This window comes from Ulvibacterium sp. (assembly GCF_965228935.1).
GTDB lineage: Bacteria > Bacteroidota > Bacteroidia > Flavobacteriales > Flavobacteriaceae > Ulvibacterium.
Genome location: NZ_OZ245846.1, coordinates 5,762,444 through 5,780,851 on the forward strand (window position 1 = coordinate 5,762,444; position 18,408 = coordinate 5,780,851).

An 18,408-nucleotide genomic window follows, 5' to 3' on the forward strand; every position below is an offset into this window, starting at 1 on the left:
CATGCAGGAACTACACTCCAAAATCTTGGGAAGCGGGAAACCCTTGATTATTCTCCATGGTTTTTTGGGCATGTCCGATAATTGGAAAACTCTGGGCAGCCAATATGCAGAAAATGGATTTGAGGTACACCTTGTGGATCAACGCAACCATGGCCGGAGTTTTTGGTCGGAGGATTTCAATTATGATGTTATGGCCGGTGATGTTCACAATTATATCACACGACATGGATTGGATAAAGGTTACCTTATAGGACATTCCATGGGAGGTAAAACGGCAATGCAGTTTGCCTGTACCTATCCGGACCGGGTAACCAAATTGATCGTTGCCGACATTGCACCTAAATACTATCCGCCGCATCACCAACCTATTTTGGACGCACTTACCCAGTTAGACCTGGATGTTCTCGATTCCCGGGGAAAGGTGGACCAAGAGCTTTCCAAGGCTATTTCGGATATGGGGACCCGGCAATTTTTATTGAAAAGTCTATACTGGCGGGAAAAAGAAAGTTTGGGCTTTCGATTCAACTTAAGGGTCTTGAACGACAAAATAGAAGAAATAGGTGAAAACATAGGTTCTTCGGAAAAATTTGAGGGAGCCACCCTTTTTCTGCGGGGAGGCAGATCGGAATATGTATCTCTCCATGACACTCCTGAAATCAAAAGGCATTTCCCTGTGGCAAAATTGGATACCATAGAGAATACCGGACATTGGTTGCATGCCGAAAACCCGAAGCTTTTTTTTGAAAAATCCCTTTCATTTCTAAATCAATAAAAAACAGGGCTCTTTATTATGCATGCATAATTTTTTTGTCCGAATTATTGTACGTCCCGTAATTTTGGTTAATTTTGGTTTTACATCCTTTTAACGAAGACTTTACGTAAACTAACTCTGTATACCTATGAAAAAGATTATAGCATTACTAGCCTTTTTCGGATTTCTGATTGTTTCATGTAGTGATGACGATACCCCTCCCGATGATTCTGGTGGCACACCGCCTGATCCCATAAATTACTCCAGTGGATCTGCTGATTTTTCCAAGTATGTTGCCGTTGGAAACTCCTTGACCGCGGGTTATTCCGATGGAGCCCTGTTCAGTGCCGGTCAAACGGCGTCCTTCCCCAACATGCTGGCTACTAGTTTTGCGGAAGCTGGTGGTGGTGAATTCACAATTCCATTCATGAACGATGATTTGGGAGGATTAACCTTGGGCGGCATGCCTTTGGAAGATTTCGAAAACCGATTTATCCTATCGTTTGCTTCAGGCTCCCCATCACCTGTTCGATTGGATGGGACAGGATCAACCGAGGTTTCCAATATCTTAAGTGGCCCCTTTAACAACATGGGGGTTCCCGGGGCCAAAATCTATCATTTGCCGGCGGCAGGCTATGGCAGCTTGGATGCATTGGCGATTGGTGCGGCTAACCCGTATTATGTTCGTTTTGCCTCCTCTCCCACTGCGTCCATAATAGGTGATGCCGTTGTCCAGAACCCGACTTTTTTCACGCTTTGGATCGGTAACAACGATATTTTGGGTTATGCCACCGAGGGTGGCGATGGTGAAAATCAGGAAGGAAATACCAATCCGCTTACCTATGGATCAAGTGACATTACCGATTCCGGTGTATTTGCCAGCGTGTATGACCAACTTTTACAGGCGCTGACCGCAAATGGTGCCGATGGTGCAGTCGCCAATATTCCGAATGTTACCGCAATACCCTATTTTACAACGGTACCTTCTGCACCCTTGGATCCTACCAATCCGGATTTTGGACCTCAAATCCCCACTTTGAACGCCACATATGCGCAACTGAATCAGGTTTTCGACTTTTTGGGAGTTCCCGAAAGATCCATCACGTTTTCCGCGAGTTCTGCCAGCGCATTGGTTATTAAGGATGAATCTTTGACCGATTTATCGGCACAAATTACCGGTGCATTGCAGGTAGGGGGGCTGGATGCCCCTACGGCAGCAGTAATAGGATTTCTTTATGGCCAGGCAAGGCAGGCCAACGCGAATGATCTTATTGTATTGCCTGCGCAAAATGCCATTGCCCAATTTAATGAAACCGCTTTTGCCACATTACAGGATCTCGGCGTGCCGGCGGCTGAAGCGGGTCAGTTATCCGTAAATGGGATTACCTATCCCATGGAAGACAAATGGGTCCTTACACCCGAAGAACAGGAGACTATAGCCGTTGCCCTAGATCGATTCAATGGGATTATTACGACTTTGGCAGCCCAATATGATCTCCCCTTGATTGACATAAACGCATTACTGGAAAGGGCAGGAAATGAGGGCATACCTCTTTCGGACGGAAGTACGATTACCACCGAATTTGCTACAGGAGGTGGATTTTCACTAGATGGGGTGCACCTTTCCCCAAGGGGTTACGCCCTAGTTGCCAATGCGTTCATTGAAGCTATTGAAGAAAAACATGGAGCTGAGCTGCCCGAAGTGGACCCATTGGAATTTACTGGGCTCTATATCGATTAAATCTAGAATATATTTTATACTTTAGGGAAATCGGGGTGACTTCCGAACTATTTGCTCAATCCTTCAAAACAACTTGATATGAAGCTTATCCTGCGTATTCTTCTTAGTGCCCTGGCCGTAGTAATACTGTCAAAAATTCTACCCCACGTTTCCGTGGACTCCTACCTTACGGCCATCATCGTGGCCCTAGTGTTAAGCCTTTTGAATTTTATTGTAAAACCTATTTTGGTGATTCTTACGCTTCCGGTGACCCTTATTACCTTCGGTCTGTTCCTATTGATCATCAATGCCATTATCATCTTGTTGGCGGATGAGCTTATTGCCGGCTTTAGCGTAGATGGTATTTGGTGGGCCTTGTTGTTCAGTTTGCTTTTGTCTTTCCTCCAATCCATATTGTTTTCGTTGCTAAAGGAAGGGAAATAGCAAGGTGGTTCTTTGGTCATCCAATGATTCAAAAACTTGTCGGGATGTCTAAATTGTGCTACTTTTGCATCCCATTTTATTTTTCTAAACTAGATATACAAAATGAATATCACCAAAGAGCAGATAGACGAGTTGAACGCCGTTGTTAAAGTGGCCATTACCAAGGATGACTATCAGGATAAGGTAGATAAGATTCTCAAGGATTATAGAAAGCAAGCCAATATCCCCGGTTTTAGAAAAGGACAGGTCCCCATAGGGCTCATCAAAAAACAATATGGTAAAGCCGTTCTGGTAGACGAGGTCAACAAGCTTTTGCAAGACAATCTGAACAAGTACCTTACCGAGGAAAAATTGGATGTTCTTGGCAATCCCTTACCTAAGCAACAGGACGATTTTGATTGGGACAAGGAAGATTTTGACTTTGAATTTGAATTGGGACTGGCCCCGTCCTTTGAAGTTCCCTTAAAGACCAAGAAGAGCATCACCCGATATAAAATCATCGCCGACAAAAAAATGGTCGATGAACAAGTAGAGCGGATGCGCAAACAGTATGGGAAATTGGTTACCAAGGCTGCAGTGGCGAAAAAAGATGAAGTAAATGGTATTTTCCTTAACGAAAATGAGGAAATAGAAAATAAGGCCACCGTAGAATTGGAGAAGGTAAAGAGCAAAAAAGCATTGGAAGCCCTCGTTGGAAAAAAGGTAGGTGATACCGTCTCGCTCAACACCAAAGGCCTTTTTAAGGAAGATTACCTCTTGTCCAGTGTTTTGGGAATTTCCCAGGAAAAGGCCCAGGAACTGAAGATAGATGTTTCCTTTACTATCGAGGAAATCAATGAGCGCGAACCCGCCCAATTGGATCAAGACTTTTTTGACAAGTTGTTCGGTAAGGATGCCGTAACTTCCGGGGATCAGATGAAAGAACGCATAAAGGAAGATTCCGAGAAACAGTTCGAGCAGCAATCCGATCAGAAGTTATTGAACGACATCACCGAGTATTTCATTGAAAACACAAAATTTGACCTTCCCTCGGAATTTCTTACGAAATGGATCCAGACGACTGGTGAAAAGCCCCTTTCCCCGGAAGAAGCTACCGAGGAGTTCGAAAAGTCCGAGAAAGGCTTACGTTATCAACTAATCGAAGGGAAAATCATCAAAGAGAACAATTTGGAAATACAGTTCGATGAATTGAAGGAATTTGCCAAAGGTTTCATTAAATCCCAAATGGCACAATTTGGACAATTGGATCCCAAGGAAGAGGAACTGGACAATATTGCGGCAAGGGTTTTGGGCAATCAGGATGAAGTAAAACGCCTGTCCGAACAATTAATGAGCCAAAAATTATTGAACCTCTATAAGGAGAAAGTAAATTTTAAGGTAAAAGAGGTTACCTATGAAAATTTCGTAAAGGAGGTCTACGGATAATTTCCCAAAAATAATAAGTATCTTTACGGTGCCGAAGCATTAGTTTCGGCACCTTTTTTTATTTTAAAATGTTAGTTTAAAACCAATGGATTACGGAAAAGAATTCAAGAATTACGCCATAAAACATCAAGGTATTAGCAGTACCTATTATGATGCCCTCCTTACCAGTATGTATCCGGTGGGCCTTACCCCCAATATTATCGAGGAAAGACAATTGAACGCCGTGGCCATGGATGTTTTTTCCAGGCTCATGATGGATCGCATTATCTTCTTGGGTACCGGAATCAATGATCAAGTGGCCAATATTGTACAGGCACAACTGTTGTTTTTGGAAAGCACGGATGCCTCCAAGGATATTCAGATTTACATCAATTCTCCCGGAGGCAGTGTATATGCAGGCCTGGGCATCTATGATACCATGCAGTTCATTAAACCGGACGTAGCCACAATTTGTACCGGTATGGCGGCTTCTATGAGCGCCGTATTGTTGTGTGCCGGAGAAAATGGAAAGCGCAGTGGCCTTACACATTCCAGGGTAATGATACATCAACCTATGGGCGGGGCCCAAGGACAGGCCAGCGATATCGAGATTACGGCCCGTGAAATCCTTAAACTCAAGGAAGAGCTCTACCAAATTATCGCAAAACATTCAGGGCAACCCATCGAAAAAGTGCATGAGGATAGCGACCGTGATTACTGGATGAAAGCGGAGGAGGCCAAAAAATATGGAATGATAGACGAAATCCTGGTAAGGGACGGGAACTAATTTCGACAAATCGCTACAAAAAATGGATATTGCTCCTGAACGCATTAAACCAAAATCCAAATTCTTTCGTTAATACTTTGGATATACGCAAAAATTTATGGCAAAGGAAAACTTAGAATGCTCTTTTTGTGGACGGAAAAAGTCGGAGACCAATCTACTTATTGCCGGTCTGGACGCACACATATGTGACCGATGCATAGAGCAGGCCTATGGCATAGTTGCCGAGGAATCCAGACAGACCAAGACCAACAACCTCACTTCAGAACTGGTTTTAAAAAAGCCCCTGGAAATCAAGGAATTTTTGGATACGTTCATTATTGGTCAGGAGCGAACAAAAAAAGTAATGTCCGTTGCCGTATATAACCATTATAAAAGGTTGCTACAACCCTCTTCAAAAGAGGACGAAATAGAGATACAAAAAAGCAACATCATTATGGTGGGGCAAACGGGAACAGGAAAGACATTAATGGCCAAAACCATTGCAAAGATGCTCAATGTTCCTTTGGCCATAGTGGATGCCACCGTTTTGACCGAGGCAGGTTATGTGGGCGAGGATGTGGAGAGCATACTTACACGTCTTTTACAAGCGGCCGATTATAACTTGGAAAAAACAGAACGGGGTATCGTTTTTATAGATGAAATCGATAAAATAGCCCGTAAGAGTGATAATCCCTCCATAACCAGGGACGTTTCCGGTGAAGGTGTACAACAAGGGCTTCTAAAGCTTTTGGAAGGGACGGTGGTAAACGTACCGCCCAAAGGAGGTAGAAAACACCCCGATCAAAAATTCATTGAGGTAAACACGGAGAACATCTTATTTATTGCGGGAGGTGCTTTCGATGGAATCGAAAGGGCCATTACCAAACGCCTGAATATGCAGGCCGTGGGCTACAGTGCCTCAAAGGCGGAAGAGAACCTGGACGAAAGAAATATCCTCAAGTATATTATTCCTCGGGATTTAAAGGAATTCGGTCTAATTCCGGAAATAATTGGTAGACTTCCCGTCCTTACCCACATGAATCCATTGGATGAAAAAACGTTGAGGGCCATACTCACCGAACCCAAAAACGCCATCATAAAACAATATGAAAAGCTGTTCGAAATGGATGGCATATCGTTTAAAATTACGGAGCAGGCCTTGGATTATATTGTAGAAAAGGCCGTTGAGTACAAACTTGGGGCCCGTGGGCTACGTTCCTTATGCGAAGCAATTTTCACGGATGCCATGTTTGAGATGCCAAGTACGGGCGAGACCGAGTTCAAGGTTACCAAACCTTATGCGGAGAATAAATTATCCCATGAGACCATTAAAAAACTTAAGGCGGTCTCATAGTTCAAAAAGTCTTTAAACAAAAAGTCCCGGAGTTTTAAATTTCGGGACTTTTTTAGTATATGTTGGAATTAGACCGCTTTTTTGGTTTTTGGCATCTTTTGGGTCACCCTATTTAATAAATCTTGGCACACCTTCTGGATTATCTTTTCATCCGTATACAAGGTATGACCAAAATTTTTAATGATTTCCATTTCAACACCAACTTTGGAAGACCAATCTTGAGAAGGGCGGTATTCATCATTTTCCCCAAATAACAAAGTGGTGGGTACCTTTGGTTTCTTCGCTTCCATGCGTATCCTAGTAGAGGAAACGTTATACAAGGATTTCATAGGAAGTCCTTCTATACCCGCTTTCCAAGCTACGGTACCTCCGGTACTAAAAGCGAGATAGTGGCTTGGTCGGTCTTCCCGTTTTAATAAATGGGCAACAGCAGTATCTATACCGCCGTCCACAAAAGCCTGATGGATGTTTTTATCGGAGTGGATCGTTAAATCAATATTGGCCAATTGTTGGCAGTCATAGAAAACTATATCATAGTATTGCTGAAGATAGCCAAGGTAGGATGTAATCCAAAGTCCTTTTTTAACGCCCCACATATCGGAAATCACTACAAGTCTTTCTGCCATAAGAATTCTACAATTAAATAATGGTTAGATGAAATTGTATTACAAATTGTACATTTAACGTCATATCCCCATATTTATTTGTTTATCTGAAGTAATTCTTCGATGTAGTCCTTCCCTTTAAAGTATTGATCTAACGAAACCGATTCACCTAATTTTGCAAATAATCTATAGTTAAATCGAAATCGGGACCTGCTGAAATGGCGAATATTCCTAGGGCGGTACCCACAAGTATTATGGGCAAACCCACTGTCTTTAAAAGGGAAAACTTTCGTTCCTTTATGTCCTTCACCTCCTCTTTGGTCAGCTTTAAGGGAGTTCTCGATGATTTTGATTTGCGACCGACCAAGGTATCGCCGTACTTCAAAATCCTTATTTTGTGTTTTTCATCATCTGTGGTTACGATCTTATACTTTTTGCCCTCCACTATTTTGGGTGGCTCGGTGTCCATTGTTCTATAGCTATAACAACTGGAAAAAAGCATACAGCCGGCCAGTAACAAAATCCTGGTTTTCATAACTTTGATTTTCAATCCTCGAAAACAAAAGTAGTGGCCGATGTATAACGAGTGTCCCAGATTATCCAGCTGATAAGATTTCGGACAACTGGGTGGGTGTTTAAGAATGTCTTGCCCTAAATTGGGTCGGGGTTTTACCCGTAAATTTTTTAAAGGCGTTATAAAAGGTAGATTTTGAGTTGAAACCACATTCCAGTCCAATGGCGACTATGGTATAGGAACCATAATCCGGACGGGACAATAACTTTTTGGCCTCTTCTACCCGAAACTTATTGATAAAATCCGAAAAATTGCTCTCGGAATAGGTGTTGATCAATTTGGATAGGCTACTCGTACTGGTGCCCATTTCCTTTGCGAGGTTTTCCAAACTCAAATAAGGATCCAGATATCGCTGTTCCGTCAAAATATAAGTCCGTATTTCCTTAAATGCATTGGCCTTTTTTTGAGTGTTTGCTAAATCTTGAAGCCCATTCGCCTCAATTTTATCGCTATTAGAGCTGTTATTTCGGATTACACCACGCAATAAAATCCTGTCCTTTAAGATCACATAGCGAAAAAAGGCCTGATATCCTACCCAATAAATCAGGATTGATGAACCCAAACGCAGAGGATAATAACTGTAGGGTTGTTCCACCACTTCGGTTAGATTGAAAAAAATGGCCATAATCCATAAAACGAATACAAGCCCGCCCATGACCATGAATCGCTTAAGCCAGTTAAGATTATCAAATGACAGGATAGGACTGTGCAAACCTTCATAGGTATAGATTATCCTATATGCCTTAAAAAAGAGAAATAAGGAGTAGGACAGGGTCAATGCATCCTCCAAGATATTATAACCCGCCAATCGTTTTGGCTCCCATTGACCATCATAAACCAAGTAGGTGACCCAACTTCTGGTCAAGAACTCCAGCAAAAAAATACCCAGCGATATTAGAATAAATGTCCATCTTTTTCTTTCAATTTCAAGATAGGATATCAAAAAGGCGTAGTACATCGGTACAATCAAAACATACCAGGGTACAATAAAATTTTGCCAAAAGTCATGGGACGGAACAAAGCCCTTATCGATCAACCAGGATTGCAGATTATTTAGCGAAAGAAAAAAAACGAACAGATTTAAGAAAAGAATAGTCTTCTCAATCTTCTTTCTGGAAAAAAAAGTAGCTACATTAAAAACGAAACCCTGTACGGCCCCTGCAATCATAAGAAAATTGAAAACAGCGGTCATAACATGTATTTGACAGAAGGGTTATGGTCTAAGATACCATTATTTGTTCATCTGAAGTAATTCTTCGATGTAGTCCCTTGTATTGGATAATCTCGGTATTTTATGCTGACCGCCCAGCTTGTCCTTGGATTTTAACCAATCGTAGAAAAGATTTTCCCGGGCAACATGCACCTTGGGCATCTTTAAGGTAATGTTGTTATACCGTTTGGCCTCATAATCCGAATTGAGCGACTTTAGGGCATTATCCAAAAATTCGGTAAAGTAATCGATTTTCTCCGGTGGCTTTCTGAATTCAATAATCCATTCATGAGCCCCTTTTCCCCTACCCGACATAAAGATGGGCCCTGCCGTATAATCCTTTATTTCGGCACCCGTCTTCTTACAAATACTTTTTAGGGCTTCCTCCGCGTTTTCAATTATCAATTCCTCTCCAAAGACATTGATATGGTGCTTGGTACGCCCGGTCACTTTGATCCTATAAGGGTCGGTCGAAGTAAATCGTATGGTATCCCCGATCCTGTATCGCCATAATCCAGCATTGGTAGTAATGACAATGGCATAATTGGTCTTTGTCTTTACCTCCCAGAGCGGAATGGCTTTTTCACTTGGAGTCCCGTAGCAATCCATTGGAATGAACTCATAAAAAATACCATAGTCCAGCATCAATAAAAGATCATCGGCATGGTTTCGATCCTGGATGGCAAAAAAGCCCTCGGAAGCATTATAGATCTCATAATACCTGAAACTTTTCCGAGGTAAAAGCTTTTGATATTGTTCTTTGTAGGGAATAAAACTCACCCCGCCATGAAAATATACTTCCAAATTCTCCCAGACCTCGAATAAATGCGACTTTCCAGTCTCTTCCAATACATTGTTCAACAAGACAAGCATCCAGGAGGGCACTCCGGCGAGACTGGTAACATTTTCCTGGGTACTTTCCTGTATGATGGCCCTTAATTTGTTTTCCCATTCGCTCATAAGTGATACCCTGCTACTCGGTGTACTGCTGAACTCTGCCCAAAGGGGCATATTATCGATCAAGATAGCGGAGAGATCCCCAAAAAAAGATCCGTTGTCCTCATACAATTCCTTACTACCGCCCAACCGAAGACTTTTGCCCGTAAACAATTGAGAGTTTTCATTATTGTTCAAGTACAGACAAAGCAAATCCTTTCCGGATTTATAATGGCAGTCCTCAAGGGCCTCTGCGCTCACTGGAATAAACTTACTCTTGGCATTTGTGGTACCACTACTTTTGGCAAACCATTTAATGGAAGTTGGCCAAAATATATTCTGCTCCCCTTTGCGTGTACGTTCTATTTCCGGTTCCAATTCCTCATAGGACACAATGGGAACCCTTTCCCGAAATGTTTCGTAATCCGGAATGGATTCAAAATCATATTTCTTTCCAAATTCGGTGTCCTCAGCTATTTCGAGCAATTGTTGTAATACCTCCGCCTGTACCTCCAAGGGATACTTTAGAAAAAGTTCTATCTGGTGATAACGTTTTTTAAGTAACCACGAGGCAATGGAGTTAAATAGCGGTATCGGCATTTTTGGGTATCTTTATGCGCCTAAAATAACTCTAATCCGTATTATTTTCAAATAAGAAAAACTTTTATGCAGTACGAAGGTGTTTTACAAAAGATGCAGACGGAAATGGGTACGCCCATCCAATATTATTTGGTTTTCGAGAATGATTTTTTGAATGTGAACCAGCTATTGGACAGGCACCTACAAATCGACTTCATCAAATACCAATGCCTAAATTGCGGACGAGACCGTCCTATTTACAGGCAAGGTTTTTGCAAGACCTGTTTTTACGAAACTCCTGCTGCCGGGGATTGGATAATGCGGCCCGAATTGAGTACCGCCCATTTGGATAAGGAGGATCGTGATCTGGAGTACGAGAAGAAAGTGCAATTGCAGCCCCATATTGTTTACTTGGCGAATAGCAGCAACATAAAGGTAGGGGTCACCCGAAAATCACAGATACCCACCCGATGGATCGATCAAGGTGCCCATGAGGCCATAGAAATTGTTGAAGTGCCCAACCGGTATCTGGCAGGCATTACCGAGGTTGGCTTAAAGGATCATCTTAGCGATAAGACCAATTGGCGTAAAATGTTGACCAATGATGTAAAGGATGAAAACTTGGTGGATTGGAGGGACAGATTAAAGGAATACCTCCCCGAGGAGGTCATCGAATATTATATTGATGCGAACCAAGAAACCCATTTGCAGTTTCCCGTTTTGCAATATCCCGAAAAGGTAAACAGTTTAAATCTAAACAAAAAACCGAGCTATAAAGGTATCCTAAAAGGAATAAAAGGGCAATATCTCATTTTTGGGGACAATACGGTTTTTAACATTCGAGGAAGCGAAGGCTATTATGTGGGTTTAAGCGTTGATTGAGCCGCTACTCTTTTTTGACCGTATCCTTTTTCTTTCCGAACAAACCTCCCAAAATACCTTTTGCCGCTTCTTCCACTGGGTCTTTTTTCGGAGCAACCGATGAATCTATTTCGGTTTGGGCACTGTCCCTTTCGTTCTGGTTGCTGCCCAAAATACCGCCTAGAACTGCCTTGACCCCCTCCGTTGTCGAATCCTTTTTTTGGGTGGAATCATTTTCCGATGAATTGTCGGATAGCAATCCCCCTATTAAATCCGAGGCGGTATCCTTCCCTTTATTGAGAAGCTTTTGCTTTTGAATCTCTACCAATTGGCCGGTCAAGTTCTTGACTCCCGAAGCTAAATCGGTACTTATATTGGGACTGGAATAATCCCCTCCGATATTCGCGGTTATGGGAACGGTCAGCGTTTCCAAATCCCCATCATCGATCTGGGCAATTAAATCGTTTACCTGTTTGCCCAAATATTTGGCAGGTACTTCCATAGTGGCCTTATAATCCAGTTTTCTATCAAAACTATGGCCTCCGTCCACATTAATAGCGATATCCCTGTACGTTACCGTAAAGGGCTTTACGCTCACCAGTCCATTCTCAAATGAAAGTCGGGTCTTCAAGTCCTTTAGATCCAATTCCTTTAGGTTGACAAAATCCAATTTACCATCCAAGGAAGAAAGTAACGGGGCCTGTTCGGTATCAATTTCCCGGGTCATCACATTGGCCAACAAATTTCCGGTCAATGTTAAGAGGTCAGGGGTAAAGTCCTCGGTCAAATTTCCGGAAAGTTTGATTTCAGAGTCCAATTTGCCCTTTAAGACCTGGGCAATAGGTGCCAAGACCTGAAACATTTCCAAAGCCTCAAACGTCTCCCCGATCTGTAGCTGGGCCATATCCAGTTCCATGGCAAAAGTGGGCGTTTCTTCCTTGGTAGAGACCTCCCCGTTAAAGGCCATTTGGCCATCAAAAATTGAAGAGGTCATATTGCTCAAAACCGCTTTTTCGTCCTTTATGCGAAGATTGCCCTTCACATCCTTTAATCTGATATTATCATAGATTACGGTATTTGCAATAGCTGCAATACCCACATCCAAAAAGGAAGGAATCTTTATTTTCTCTTCGGTGGATCCCAATTCCCCAGACTTGGTTTCCAAAGTATCTGTCGCTTCCTCCACCATAAAATCGTTTAGGGCGAAGGTGTCCGACTTTAGATTGAAATTGCCCTGCACCTTTTCATCGTTGAACATAAATCCAAGGAGGTTGCTGATTTTGCCCGTAACGTCAAAATCGGTCTGGCCCGTAATTCCGTTCATCTGTTCAAGATTTACCGTTTGGGGATTGAAACTGATGGCCACATTATTCAGTTTTACAGGGTTGGCCAACTCGGTGGAACTATATTCAAAATCCCTTACGCTTACATTTCCGACTGTTTTTGTCTTTTCGTATTGCTTTTTCTCCACTGAGGCCATATCAAAGGCGGTCGTCACATCCGCATTCAGGATTCCGCTCAGGTTCAGATCAGCGGGAACCGGATAGGCCTGTGAGATATTGGCAAGATTCATCTTACCGTCCATATGCGCATCAACCTTGGTATTGCCCATAAGGTCCGAGATTTTCGAGGTCACGTTAAACTGATCCTCATCGATGGCGAAAGACAATTTTTCAATAGCTACGAAGGTGTCTTCGGCGACACCCGTGGTATTGTTAATTTCAGTATCAATGAAAACATTGCGAACCGATTTGGGCAAATCCGGATACTTAAAGGAGGCATTTTCAGAGTTTATACTAATGTTGAACTTGGGAATATGTGTTTCATCGACCACTCCATTGATAGCTCCTTTTACCGTAAAGTTTCCGGTAGTCTTTACATTTTCAATATTCTTGGAATATTCCTCAGGAATTACGGCCAAGAAATTTTTAAAGTCGGACGAAGGGGTCTCAAACCCAACAGCCACCTCTTGGTTATTCTCATTTACTTTCACAAATCCATCAAATATCAAGGGTAATTGGTTAACCAGAGCTTCATTTTTTAAAAAGGTGTATTTATTTTCCTTAAGGTCTATACCAATTAAGGCGTCCAGCTTCAACTTGTTTTCGTTCAAATAGTTGGTGCCGTCCATTCCAAAAGTCACCAGTGTTTCGGTTTCCGTATCCAATTCCGAGGTTTCCAAGGAAAGATCTCCCGTCCCACTGTGTTGGAAATCGGATAGTACCAGATGGATACCCGTTGCCAAATCGGTATACGAAATTTGGGATTCCGAAATCCCATAGGATTCCAGGTTAAAGGAGAAACCATCCGAAGACTGTTCCGGAACATCCGCTACCTCCGATTCCTTGGCAATGTCATAATTGGCATTTTCCGCACTATCGATCTTAATGTTCAGGGTGGCACCCTCCACTTGAAAGTTTTTGATACCAATAGGGTCGCCTTGCGATTTAAACAACTCCCCCAAACCCATCTTTAAACCTATCTTTCTTGCCGCGAAAAGGGTATCCCCCTCGAACGGTTCATGGTTTAGCAAAGCCACATTTTCAAAAGTGACCTCGGCATTTGGAAAACTGCTGATCAGGCTTAAACGGGCGTCGGTAAAATCCAGATGCGCATTTACATTGGAGTTGACATTGTTCTTAATGATATCCCCTATTTTGGCCTCAAGGAAAAAGGGGACTGCTACCAAGAGGGCAATGACCAATAGCAAAAAAATAGCGACAATGCGGAGGACCTTCTTTTTCATAGTACGTATATTCTTCGATTAGAACTTAAAAAAACGTTCTTTATTATGCGTCCAAGTCGATTTCCTCGCCAATGGCCAGATTAAACCGTCTTCTAAGAAGATATACGAAAAAATACAGGAAAGGGGTATCCAAAAATGCTATAAAAATCTTAAAAATAAAACCGCTGATCACAAGCCCATAAAAAAGGCTCCATGGCAGAACTCCAAAAATACACAACAGGCCCACCACAGTAAAGGTATCTATGAACTGCGAAAGGAAAGTAGAAAAGTTGTTCCGCAGCCATAGGTATTTTCCTTGAGTCAACTTTTTCCAAAAATGATAGATCGCAATATCCACATACTGTGCGGACAGATAGGCGATCATAGAGGCCAGGACGGCAACAGGGGAAAGTGCGAACACCTTTCTAAAAAGGGCATCATCGATCGGGGAGGAGGGTATGGCCGGTACGGCATCCGAAATGTAAATGAAACCCATGGAAAAGAAGGAGGCAAAAATGCCCGCGGTTACGATCTGGTTGGCCTTTTTCTTTCCAAAAATCTCGGAAATAAGATCGGTAATCAAAAAAGTAACGGGATAAGGCAACACACCAACTGAAATTTCAAACAGGGGAGCTCCAAAAAGCTCTATTTTTCCGAAGGGATTCCAGTAGAAAAACTTCTGGAAGATCAGATTGGACACCACCAACGAGGTAATGAACAGTGCCCCCAGATAGAGATAGATCTGGTAGGCCAATTTCTTGTCCTTTTTGGTCATAAATTATTTAATGTTGAGAATAAAGGGCATCCGAGCCTGGATTCCCTTTTGCTTCATGGCGGTCCTTATCTGTTTTATAATGTTATAGGTCTCCAGACCAACTTCCTTTTCAATGATACGTTCACGCGCCTTTGTACTGGAGCCGCCCAAATCCTCCATGAAGCGCTCAAAACCTGATTTGTATTTTGGGTATTTCTTAATGCCGTAACTATCCAGTTCCGCCAATCTTGCGGCCTCGGCGATAGCATCTTCCAAGGTGCCCAATTCATCTACCAAGCCCAATCGCTTCGCATCTACCCCGCTCCATACCCGGCCCTGGGCAAGGCTGTCCGCCTCGGCCATTGAAATGCCCCTGCCCTGGGATACGCGTTGCAAAAAAGTTCGGTAGGTATTCTCAATGCCTTCCTGCACTACTTTTCTAAAATTATCCGTCATTGGTTCAAAAAGGGAGTAATCTATGGAGTTCTTATTGGTTCCTACCTGCTCGGCATTGATGCCTATGTTATCCGCCAATTGTTCTATGTTCGGAATTGTCCCGAACACACCTATTGATCCTGTTACCGTTGTAGGCTCAGCAAATATTTTGTCCGCTCCCGCGGCTATATAGTAACCTCCGGAAGCCGCCACATCTCCCATGGAGACCACGATCGGTTTTTTTGCCTTGGCCAGCTCAATTTCCCGCCAGATGATATCGGAGACCAACGCACTACCTCCAGGAGAATTTACACGGAGCACTATGGCCTTTATGGCGTCATTATCACGTGCCTTTATAATGGCTTCGGTAATTATTCCCTGCCCGATTACGTCAGGGCCGCCCTCACCATAAATGATTTCACCTTGCGCAAAGACTACGGCTACTCTGTCCTTTCCGGTCGTTTTTATTTGGGTATTGGAATATCCTATATAATCGTCCAACTGTACATAATTCAATTTCTCACCGTCATTCCGACCTGAAGCGATTCTAAGTTTGTCCTCGTATTGATCAAAATAGATAATGGAATCCACCAAACGACTCCGTACTGCATATTCCGGTGTCCTTCCTCCCAAAGTATCCGCAATGATATTTAAATTTTCCTGGGCTATATTACGTCTTTCCGAAATTTCGGATACCATGGAGTTCCACAACGAGCTTAACAGTTCCCCGATTTGGATCCGGTTGGCATCACTCATTTCATTGGATAAAAAGGGTTCTACCGCACTTTTGTATTTTCCATGCCGGACTACTTCCATTTTCACTCCGGTTTTTTCCTGGAAATCTTTAAAATACAATACTTCCGAAGATAGCCCTTTAAAATCCAACCCTCCGACGGGATTCAGGAAAATAGAATCCGCCACGCTTGCCAAATAGTAATCCTTTTGGGGATAATAATCGGCATAAGCATAAATGAATTTTCCACTTTCACGAAATCTGGAAAGCGCCTTACGGATAGCCTGTGTTTGGGCCAGCCCCGCCATGATAAAATTGTTGCTAATACTAATTCCTTTGATATTGACATCCTCCCGGGCAGTCTCAATTGCTTCTAAGATGTCGTCCAGGCCTTGGGATTCCTCAAAAAAACCGGCAAACGGATCCATGGTATCCGTGCCCACATAATCATTAATGGGACGTCTTATCTGGAGTTCCAGAACCGAATTTTTCTTAATGCTGGGGGTATCCTCTATATTGCTCACCAGGCTTAGGAATATCATGGATATCACCATAATGATTCCAAAGGCAATCATACATCCCAGTATCGCCGCCAATAGATTTCTTAAAAATTTCACGCAAGGCTTTGTTAGAATTCGTTCCAAAGATAACCAAAGTGATTTTGTTTTGCTTATTTTGTTCGATCTATGGAGGCAACAAATCTTACATATCTTTCGATTGGAAGTAATCTTGGAGACCGATTTTTGAATATCCAGGAGGTCCTATTCCATATTCATAAGGAAATTGGAGAGGTCCATGCCACTTCCCATGTATACGAGTCCGCCTCATGGGGTTTTAAGGGCGAGGATTTTTATAATGTCTGTATAGCCCTAAGAACCACATTACACCCTCCGAATCTCTTAGATCGTATGCTGTCCATTGAAAAACGATTGGGAAGGATACGCCAGAATACCAGGGAGTATGTCTCCAGAACGGTGGATATCGATATTTTATATTATGAAAACGAGATAATCGACACGGATCAACTTACCATTCCCCATCCCAAATTGCACGAACGCCGCTTTGTACTCAGGCCTTTAGCGGATATTGCACCACAGCATTATCACCCCATCCTTAAGAAAGACACCCGTAATCTCTTACAGGAATGTAAAGATAAGAACATCCCTAAAAAGACCAATCGTGCTTTGTTTCCTTCTCGGAAAGCCCTTTTTTCAAATGTGCAGTTCATTGCCATTGAAGGAAACATCGGTGCGGGAAAAACGACATTGGCCAAAAGAATGTCCACCGATTTTAATGGCAAACTGGTCCTTGAACGATTTGCCGAAAATCCTTTTTTGCCCAAATTTTATGAGGACCGGAGCCGTTACGCCTTTCCCTTGGAAATGTCATTTTTGGCAGACCGTTACCAACAGTTTACGGATGATACCTCCCAATTTGATCTTTTTAGGAATTTTATGATAAGTGATTATGATATCTATAAATCATTGATCTTTGCCCAGATTACGCTACAAAAAGAGGAATTTGAGCTGTACCGAAAGGTTTTTGACTTTATGTACAAGGAAGTGAAAAAGCCTCAAATCTATGTGTACCTATACCAGACCACGGAACGTTTGTTGGAGAATATCAAAAGGAGAGGGCGCGATTATGAACGGAATATCGGATCGGACTATCTTGAAAAGATCAATAGGGGCTATTTTGATTTTTTAAAAAGCTATCCGAAAGAAAATTGTCTGATCATCGATATCAGTGAAATGGATTTCGTAGCAAACCGGGATGATTACAATACCGTGGTGCGGACCATCCAAAACTTCGCCCTTGGTCAAGGGAATTAACACAATTTTGGCAAATTTCTTGCACAATACCTTTGGATTTACGTTATTGCACCCTCAATTGAACAACTAACTAACTCAAACTATATATCTCTGCCCTAACGCACACACGTTAGGGCATTTTTATTTTATAGCGTTTTGACCAAAGATCCCAGACCACCACGCCTACGCTAACCGCTATATTCAATGAGTGTTTTGTACCATATTGTGGGATTTCCAAAACCCCATCACAAAAATCCACTACTTCCTGGGACACCCCCTTTACCTCGTTACCAAAGACCAGGGCGTACTTTTGGTCCGCATGTACTGAAAACTGGTTCAGCATAGTGGCATTCTCAGCCTGTTCCACAGCCATCACACAATACTCTTGAATCTTAAGTTCCTGGACCAGATCCACTGTGTTTTTATGATATTCCCAAGCAACGCTTTCCGTTGCGCCCAAGGCCGTTTTGTGGATATCCTTATGCGGCGGGCAGGCCGTAATACCAGACAGGTAAATTTTCTCGATCAAAAAGGCATCCGCGGTCCGGAATACGGAACCAACATTATTAAGACTTCTGATGTTATCGAGAACAATGACCAATGGAGATTTGGGAGTCTCCTTAAATTCCCTTATGCTTGGCCGATTGAGCTCTTCATTCCTTAATTTACGCATTCTGCATATTGCATTGTGTACCTCTTGAGTCCTCGATACTTGGAAAACTTATTCATAAATATCAACATCCATT

At 42.6% G+C, this 18,408-nt stretch carries 16 protein-coding genes; 8 read left to right on the top strand and 8 right to left on the bottom strand.

Features of this window, described 5'->3' with window-relative positions; translation table 11 throughout:
• Window position 1 precedes the first annotated feature (1 nt).
• The 6 genes from ACO06Y_RS24435 to clpX all read left to right on the top strand — a co-directional run bounded on the left by ACO06Y_RS24435 (window position 2) and on the right by clpX (window position 6,439).
• Complete coding sequence (locus ACO06Y_RS24435; protein WP_422081685.1) at window positions 2–772, top strand: alpha/beta fold hydrolase; 771 nt, start codon at window positions 2–4, stop codon at window positions 770–772.
• 127 nt (window positions 773–899) lie between these two features.
• Window positions 900–2,492, top strand: a complete 1,593-nt coding sequence (locus ACO06Y_RS24440; protein ID WP_422081686.1) for an SGNH/GDSL hydrolase family protein — start codon at window positions 900–902, stop codon at window positions 2,490–2,492.
• A 78-nt stretch (window positions 2,493–2,570) separates the two neighbouring features.
• The gene (locus ACO06Y_RS24445) at window positions 2,571–2,915 is read left to right on the top strand and encodes a phage holin family protein (protein ID WP_422081687.1); all 345 of its coding nucleotides are present in this window, start codon (window positions 2,571–2,573) and stop codon (window positions 2,913–2,915) included.
• A gap of 102 nt (window positions 2,916–3,017) precedes the next feature.
• A complete protein-coding gene (tig, locus tag ACO06Y_RS24450) occupies window positions 3,018–4,340 on the top strand; it encodes a trigger factor (RefSeq protein WP_422081688.1) in 1,323 nt (440 codons plus the stop codon).
• 85 nt (window positions 4,341–4,425) lie between these two features.
• Window positions 4,426–5,106 (top strand): ATP-dependent Clp endopeptidase proteolytic subunit ClpP, encoded by a 681-nt coding sequence (gene clpP, locus ACO06Y_RS24455; protein WP_422081689.1) that lies wholly within the window; start codon window positions 4,426–4,428, stop codon window positions 5,104–5,106.
• Between the two features lie 97 nt (window positions 5,107–5,203).
• Window positions 5,204–6,439, top strand: coding sequence for an ATP-dependent Clp protease ATP-binding subunit ClpX (gene clpX, locus ACO06Y_RS24460; protein ID WP_422081690.1), 1,236 nt, complete (start codon window positions 5,204–5,206; stop codon window positions 6,437–6,439).
• A gap of 68 nt (window positions 6,440–6,507) precedes the next feature.
• Here the strand turns inward: clpX and ACO06Y_RS24465 are convergent, their stop codons facing one another.
• The 4 genes from ACO06Y_RS24465 to ACO06Y_RS24480 form a co-directional block, all read right to left on the bottom strand.
• The gene (locus ACO06Y_RS24465; protein ID WP_422081691.1) at window positions 6,508–7,065 is read right to left on the bottom strand and encodes a hypothetical protein; all 558 of its coding nucleotides are present in this window, start codon (window positions 7,063–7,065) and stop codon (window positions 6,508–6,510) included.
• Window positions 7,066–7,213: 148 nt separating this feature from the next.
• Window positions 7,214–7,579: a hypothetical protein gene (locus ACO06Y_RS24470; RefSeq protein ID WP_422081692.1), complete on the bottom strand. Its 366-nt coding sequence runs from the start codon at window positions 7,577–7,579 to the stop codon at window positions 7,214–7,216.
• Window positions 7,580–7,679: 100 nt separating this feature from the next.
• The gene (locus ACO06Y_RS24475; protein WP_422081693.1) at window positions 7,680–8,810 is read right to left on the bottom strand and encodes a helix-turn-helix domain-containing protein; all 1,131 of its coding nucleotides are present in this window, start codon (window positions 8,808–8,810) and stop codon (window positions 7,680–7,682) included.
• Window positions 8,811–8,849: 39 nt separating this feature from the next.
• Window positions 8,850–10,364, bottom strand: a complete 1,515-nt coding sequence (locus ACO06Y_RS24480) for a GH3 auxin-responsive promoter family protein (RefSeq protein WP_422081694.1) — start codon at window positions 10,362–10,364, stop codon at window positions 8,850–8,852.
• Between the two features lie 66 nt (window positions 10,365–10,430).
• Here ACO06Y_RS24480 and ACO06Y_RS24485 point away from each other — a divergent pair, with 66 nt between their 5' ends.
• Complete coding sequence (locus ACO06Y_RS24485; RefSeq protein WP_422081695.1) at window positions 10,431–11,225, top strand: DUF2797 domain-containing protein; 795 nt, start codon at window positions 10,431–10,433, stop codon at window positions 11,223–11,225.
• 4 nt (window positions 11,226–11,229) lie between these two features.
• Here the strand turns inward: ACO06Y_RS24485 and ACO06Y_RS24490 are convergent, their stop codons facing one another.
• The 3 genes from ACO06Y_RS24490 to sppA are packed head-to-tail and all read right to left on the bottom strand — an operon-like array spanning window position 11,230 to window position 16,468.
• Complete coding sequence (locus ACO06Y_RS24490; RefSeq protein ID WP_422081696.1) at window positions 11,230–13,950, bottom strand: AsmA-like C-terminal region-containing protein; 2,721 nt, start codon at window positions 13,948–13,950, stop codon at window positions 11,230–11,232.
• 43 nt (window positions 13,951–13,993) lie between these two features.
• Window positions 13,994–14,704, bottom strand: a complete 711-nt coding sequence (locus ACO06Y_RS24495) for a queuosine precursor transporter (RefSeq protein WP_422081697.1) — start codon at window positions 14,702–14,704, stop codon at window positions 13,994–13,996.
• Between the two features lie 3 nt (window positions 14,705–14,707).
• On the bottom strand, window positions 14,708–16,468 hold the full coding sequence (gene sppA / locus ACO06Y_RS24500) for a signal peptide peptidase SppA (RefSeq protein WP_422081698.1): 1,761 nt from the start codon (window positions 16,466–16,468) through the stop codon (window positions 14,708–14,710).
• Window positions 16,469–16,537: 69 nt separating this feature from the next.
• On the opposite strand from sppA, the gene folK reads away from it, so the two are divergent.
• Entirely contained in the window at window positions 16,538–17,683 is a 1,146-nt protein-coding gene (gene folK, locus ACO06Y_RS24505) for a 2-amino-4-hydroxy-6-hydroxymethyldihydropteridine diphosphokinase (protein WP_422081699.1), read from the top strand.
• 109 nt (window positions 17,684–17,792) lie between these two features.
• Here the strand turns inward: folK and ACO06Y_RS24510 are convergent, their stop codons facing one another.
• Window positions 17,793–18,335: an RNA methyltransferase gene (locus ACO06Y_RS24510; RefSeq protein ID WP_422081700.1), complete on the bottom strand. Its 543-nt coding sequence runs from the start codon at window positions 18,333–18,335 to the stop codon at window positions 17,793–17,795.
• Between the last annotated feature and the right edge of the window lie 73 nt (window positions 18,336–18,408).

Bases quoted from the DNA above. Each gene is read 5' to 3' on its own strand.
- ACO06Y_RS24435 (WP_422081685.1), top strand. From the start codon at position 2: ATGCAGGAACTACACTCCAAAATCTTGGGAAGCGGGAAACCCTTGATT.
- ACO06Y_RS24440 (WP_422081686.1), top strand. From the start codon at position 900: ATGAAAAAGATTATAGCATTACTAGCCTTTTTCGGATTTCTGATTGTT.
- ACO06Y_RS24445 (WP_422081687.1), top strand. From the start codon at position 2,571: ATGAAGCTTATCCTGCGTATTCTTCTTAGTGCCCTGGCCGTAGTAATA.
- tig (WP_422081688.1), top strand. From the start codon at position 3,018: ATGAATATCACCAAAGAGCAGATAGACGAGTTGAACGCCGTTGTTAAA.
- clpP (WP_422081689.1), top strand. From the start codon at position 4,426: ATGGATTACGGAAAAGAATTCAAGAATTACGCCATAAAACATCAAGGT.
- clpX (WP_422081690.1), top strand. From the start codon at position 5,204: ATGGCAAAGGAAAACTTAGAATGCTCTTTTTGTGGACGGAAAAAGTCG.
- ACO06Y_RS24465 (WP_422081691.1), bottom strand. From the start codon at position 7,065: ATGGCAGAAAGACTTGTAGTGATTTCCGATATGTGGGGCGTTAAAAAA.
- ACO06Y_RS24470 (WP_422081692.1), bottom strand. From the start codon at position 7,579: ATGAAAACCAGGATTTTGTTACTGGCCGGCTGTATGCTTTTTTCCAGT.
- ACO06Y_RS24475 (WP_422081693.1), bottom strand. From the start codon at position 8,810: ATGACCGCTGTTTTCAATTTTCTTATGATTGCAGGGGCCGTACAGGGT.
- ACO06Y_RS24480 (WP_422081694.1), bottom strand. From the start codon at position 10,364: ATGCCGATACCGCTATTTAACTCCATTGCCTCGTGGTTACTTAAAAAA.
- ACO06Y_RS24485 (WP_422081695.1), top strand. From the start codon at position 10,431: ATGCAGTACGAAGGTGTTTTACAAAAGATGCAGACGGAAATGGGTACG.
- ACO06Y_RS24490 (WP_422081696.1), bottom strand. From the start codon at position 13,950: ATGAAAAAGAAGGTCCTCCGCATTGTCGCTATTTTTTTGCTATTGGTC.
- ACO06Y_RS24495 (WP_422081697.1), bottom strand. From the start codon at position 14,704: ATGACCAAAAAGGACAAGAAATTGGCCTACCAGATCTATCTCTATCTG.
- folK (WP_422081699.1), top strand. From the start codon at position 16,538: ATGGAGGCAACAAATCTTACATATCTTTCGATTGGAAGTAATCTTGGA.
- ACO06Y_RS24510 (WP_422081700.1), bottom strand. From the start codon at position 18,335: ATGCGTAAATTAAGGAATGAAGAGCTCAATCGGCCAAGCATAAGGGAA.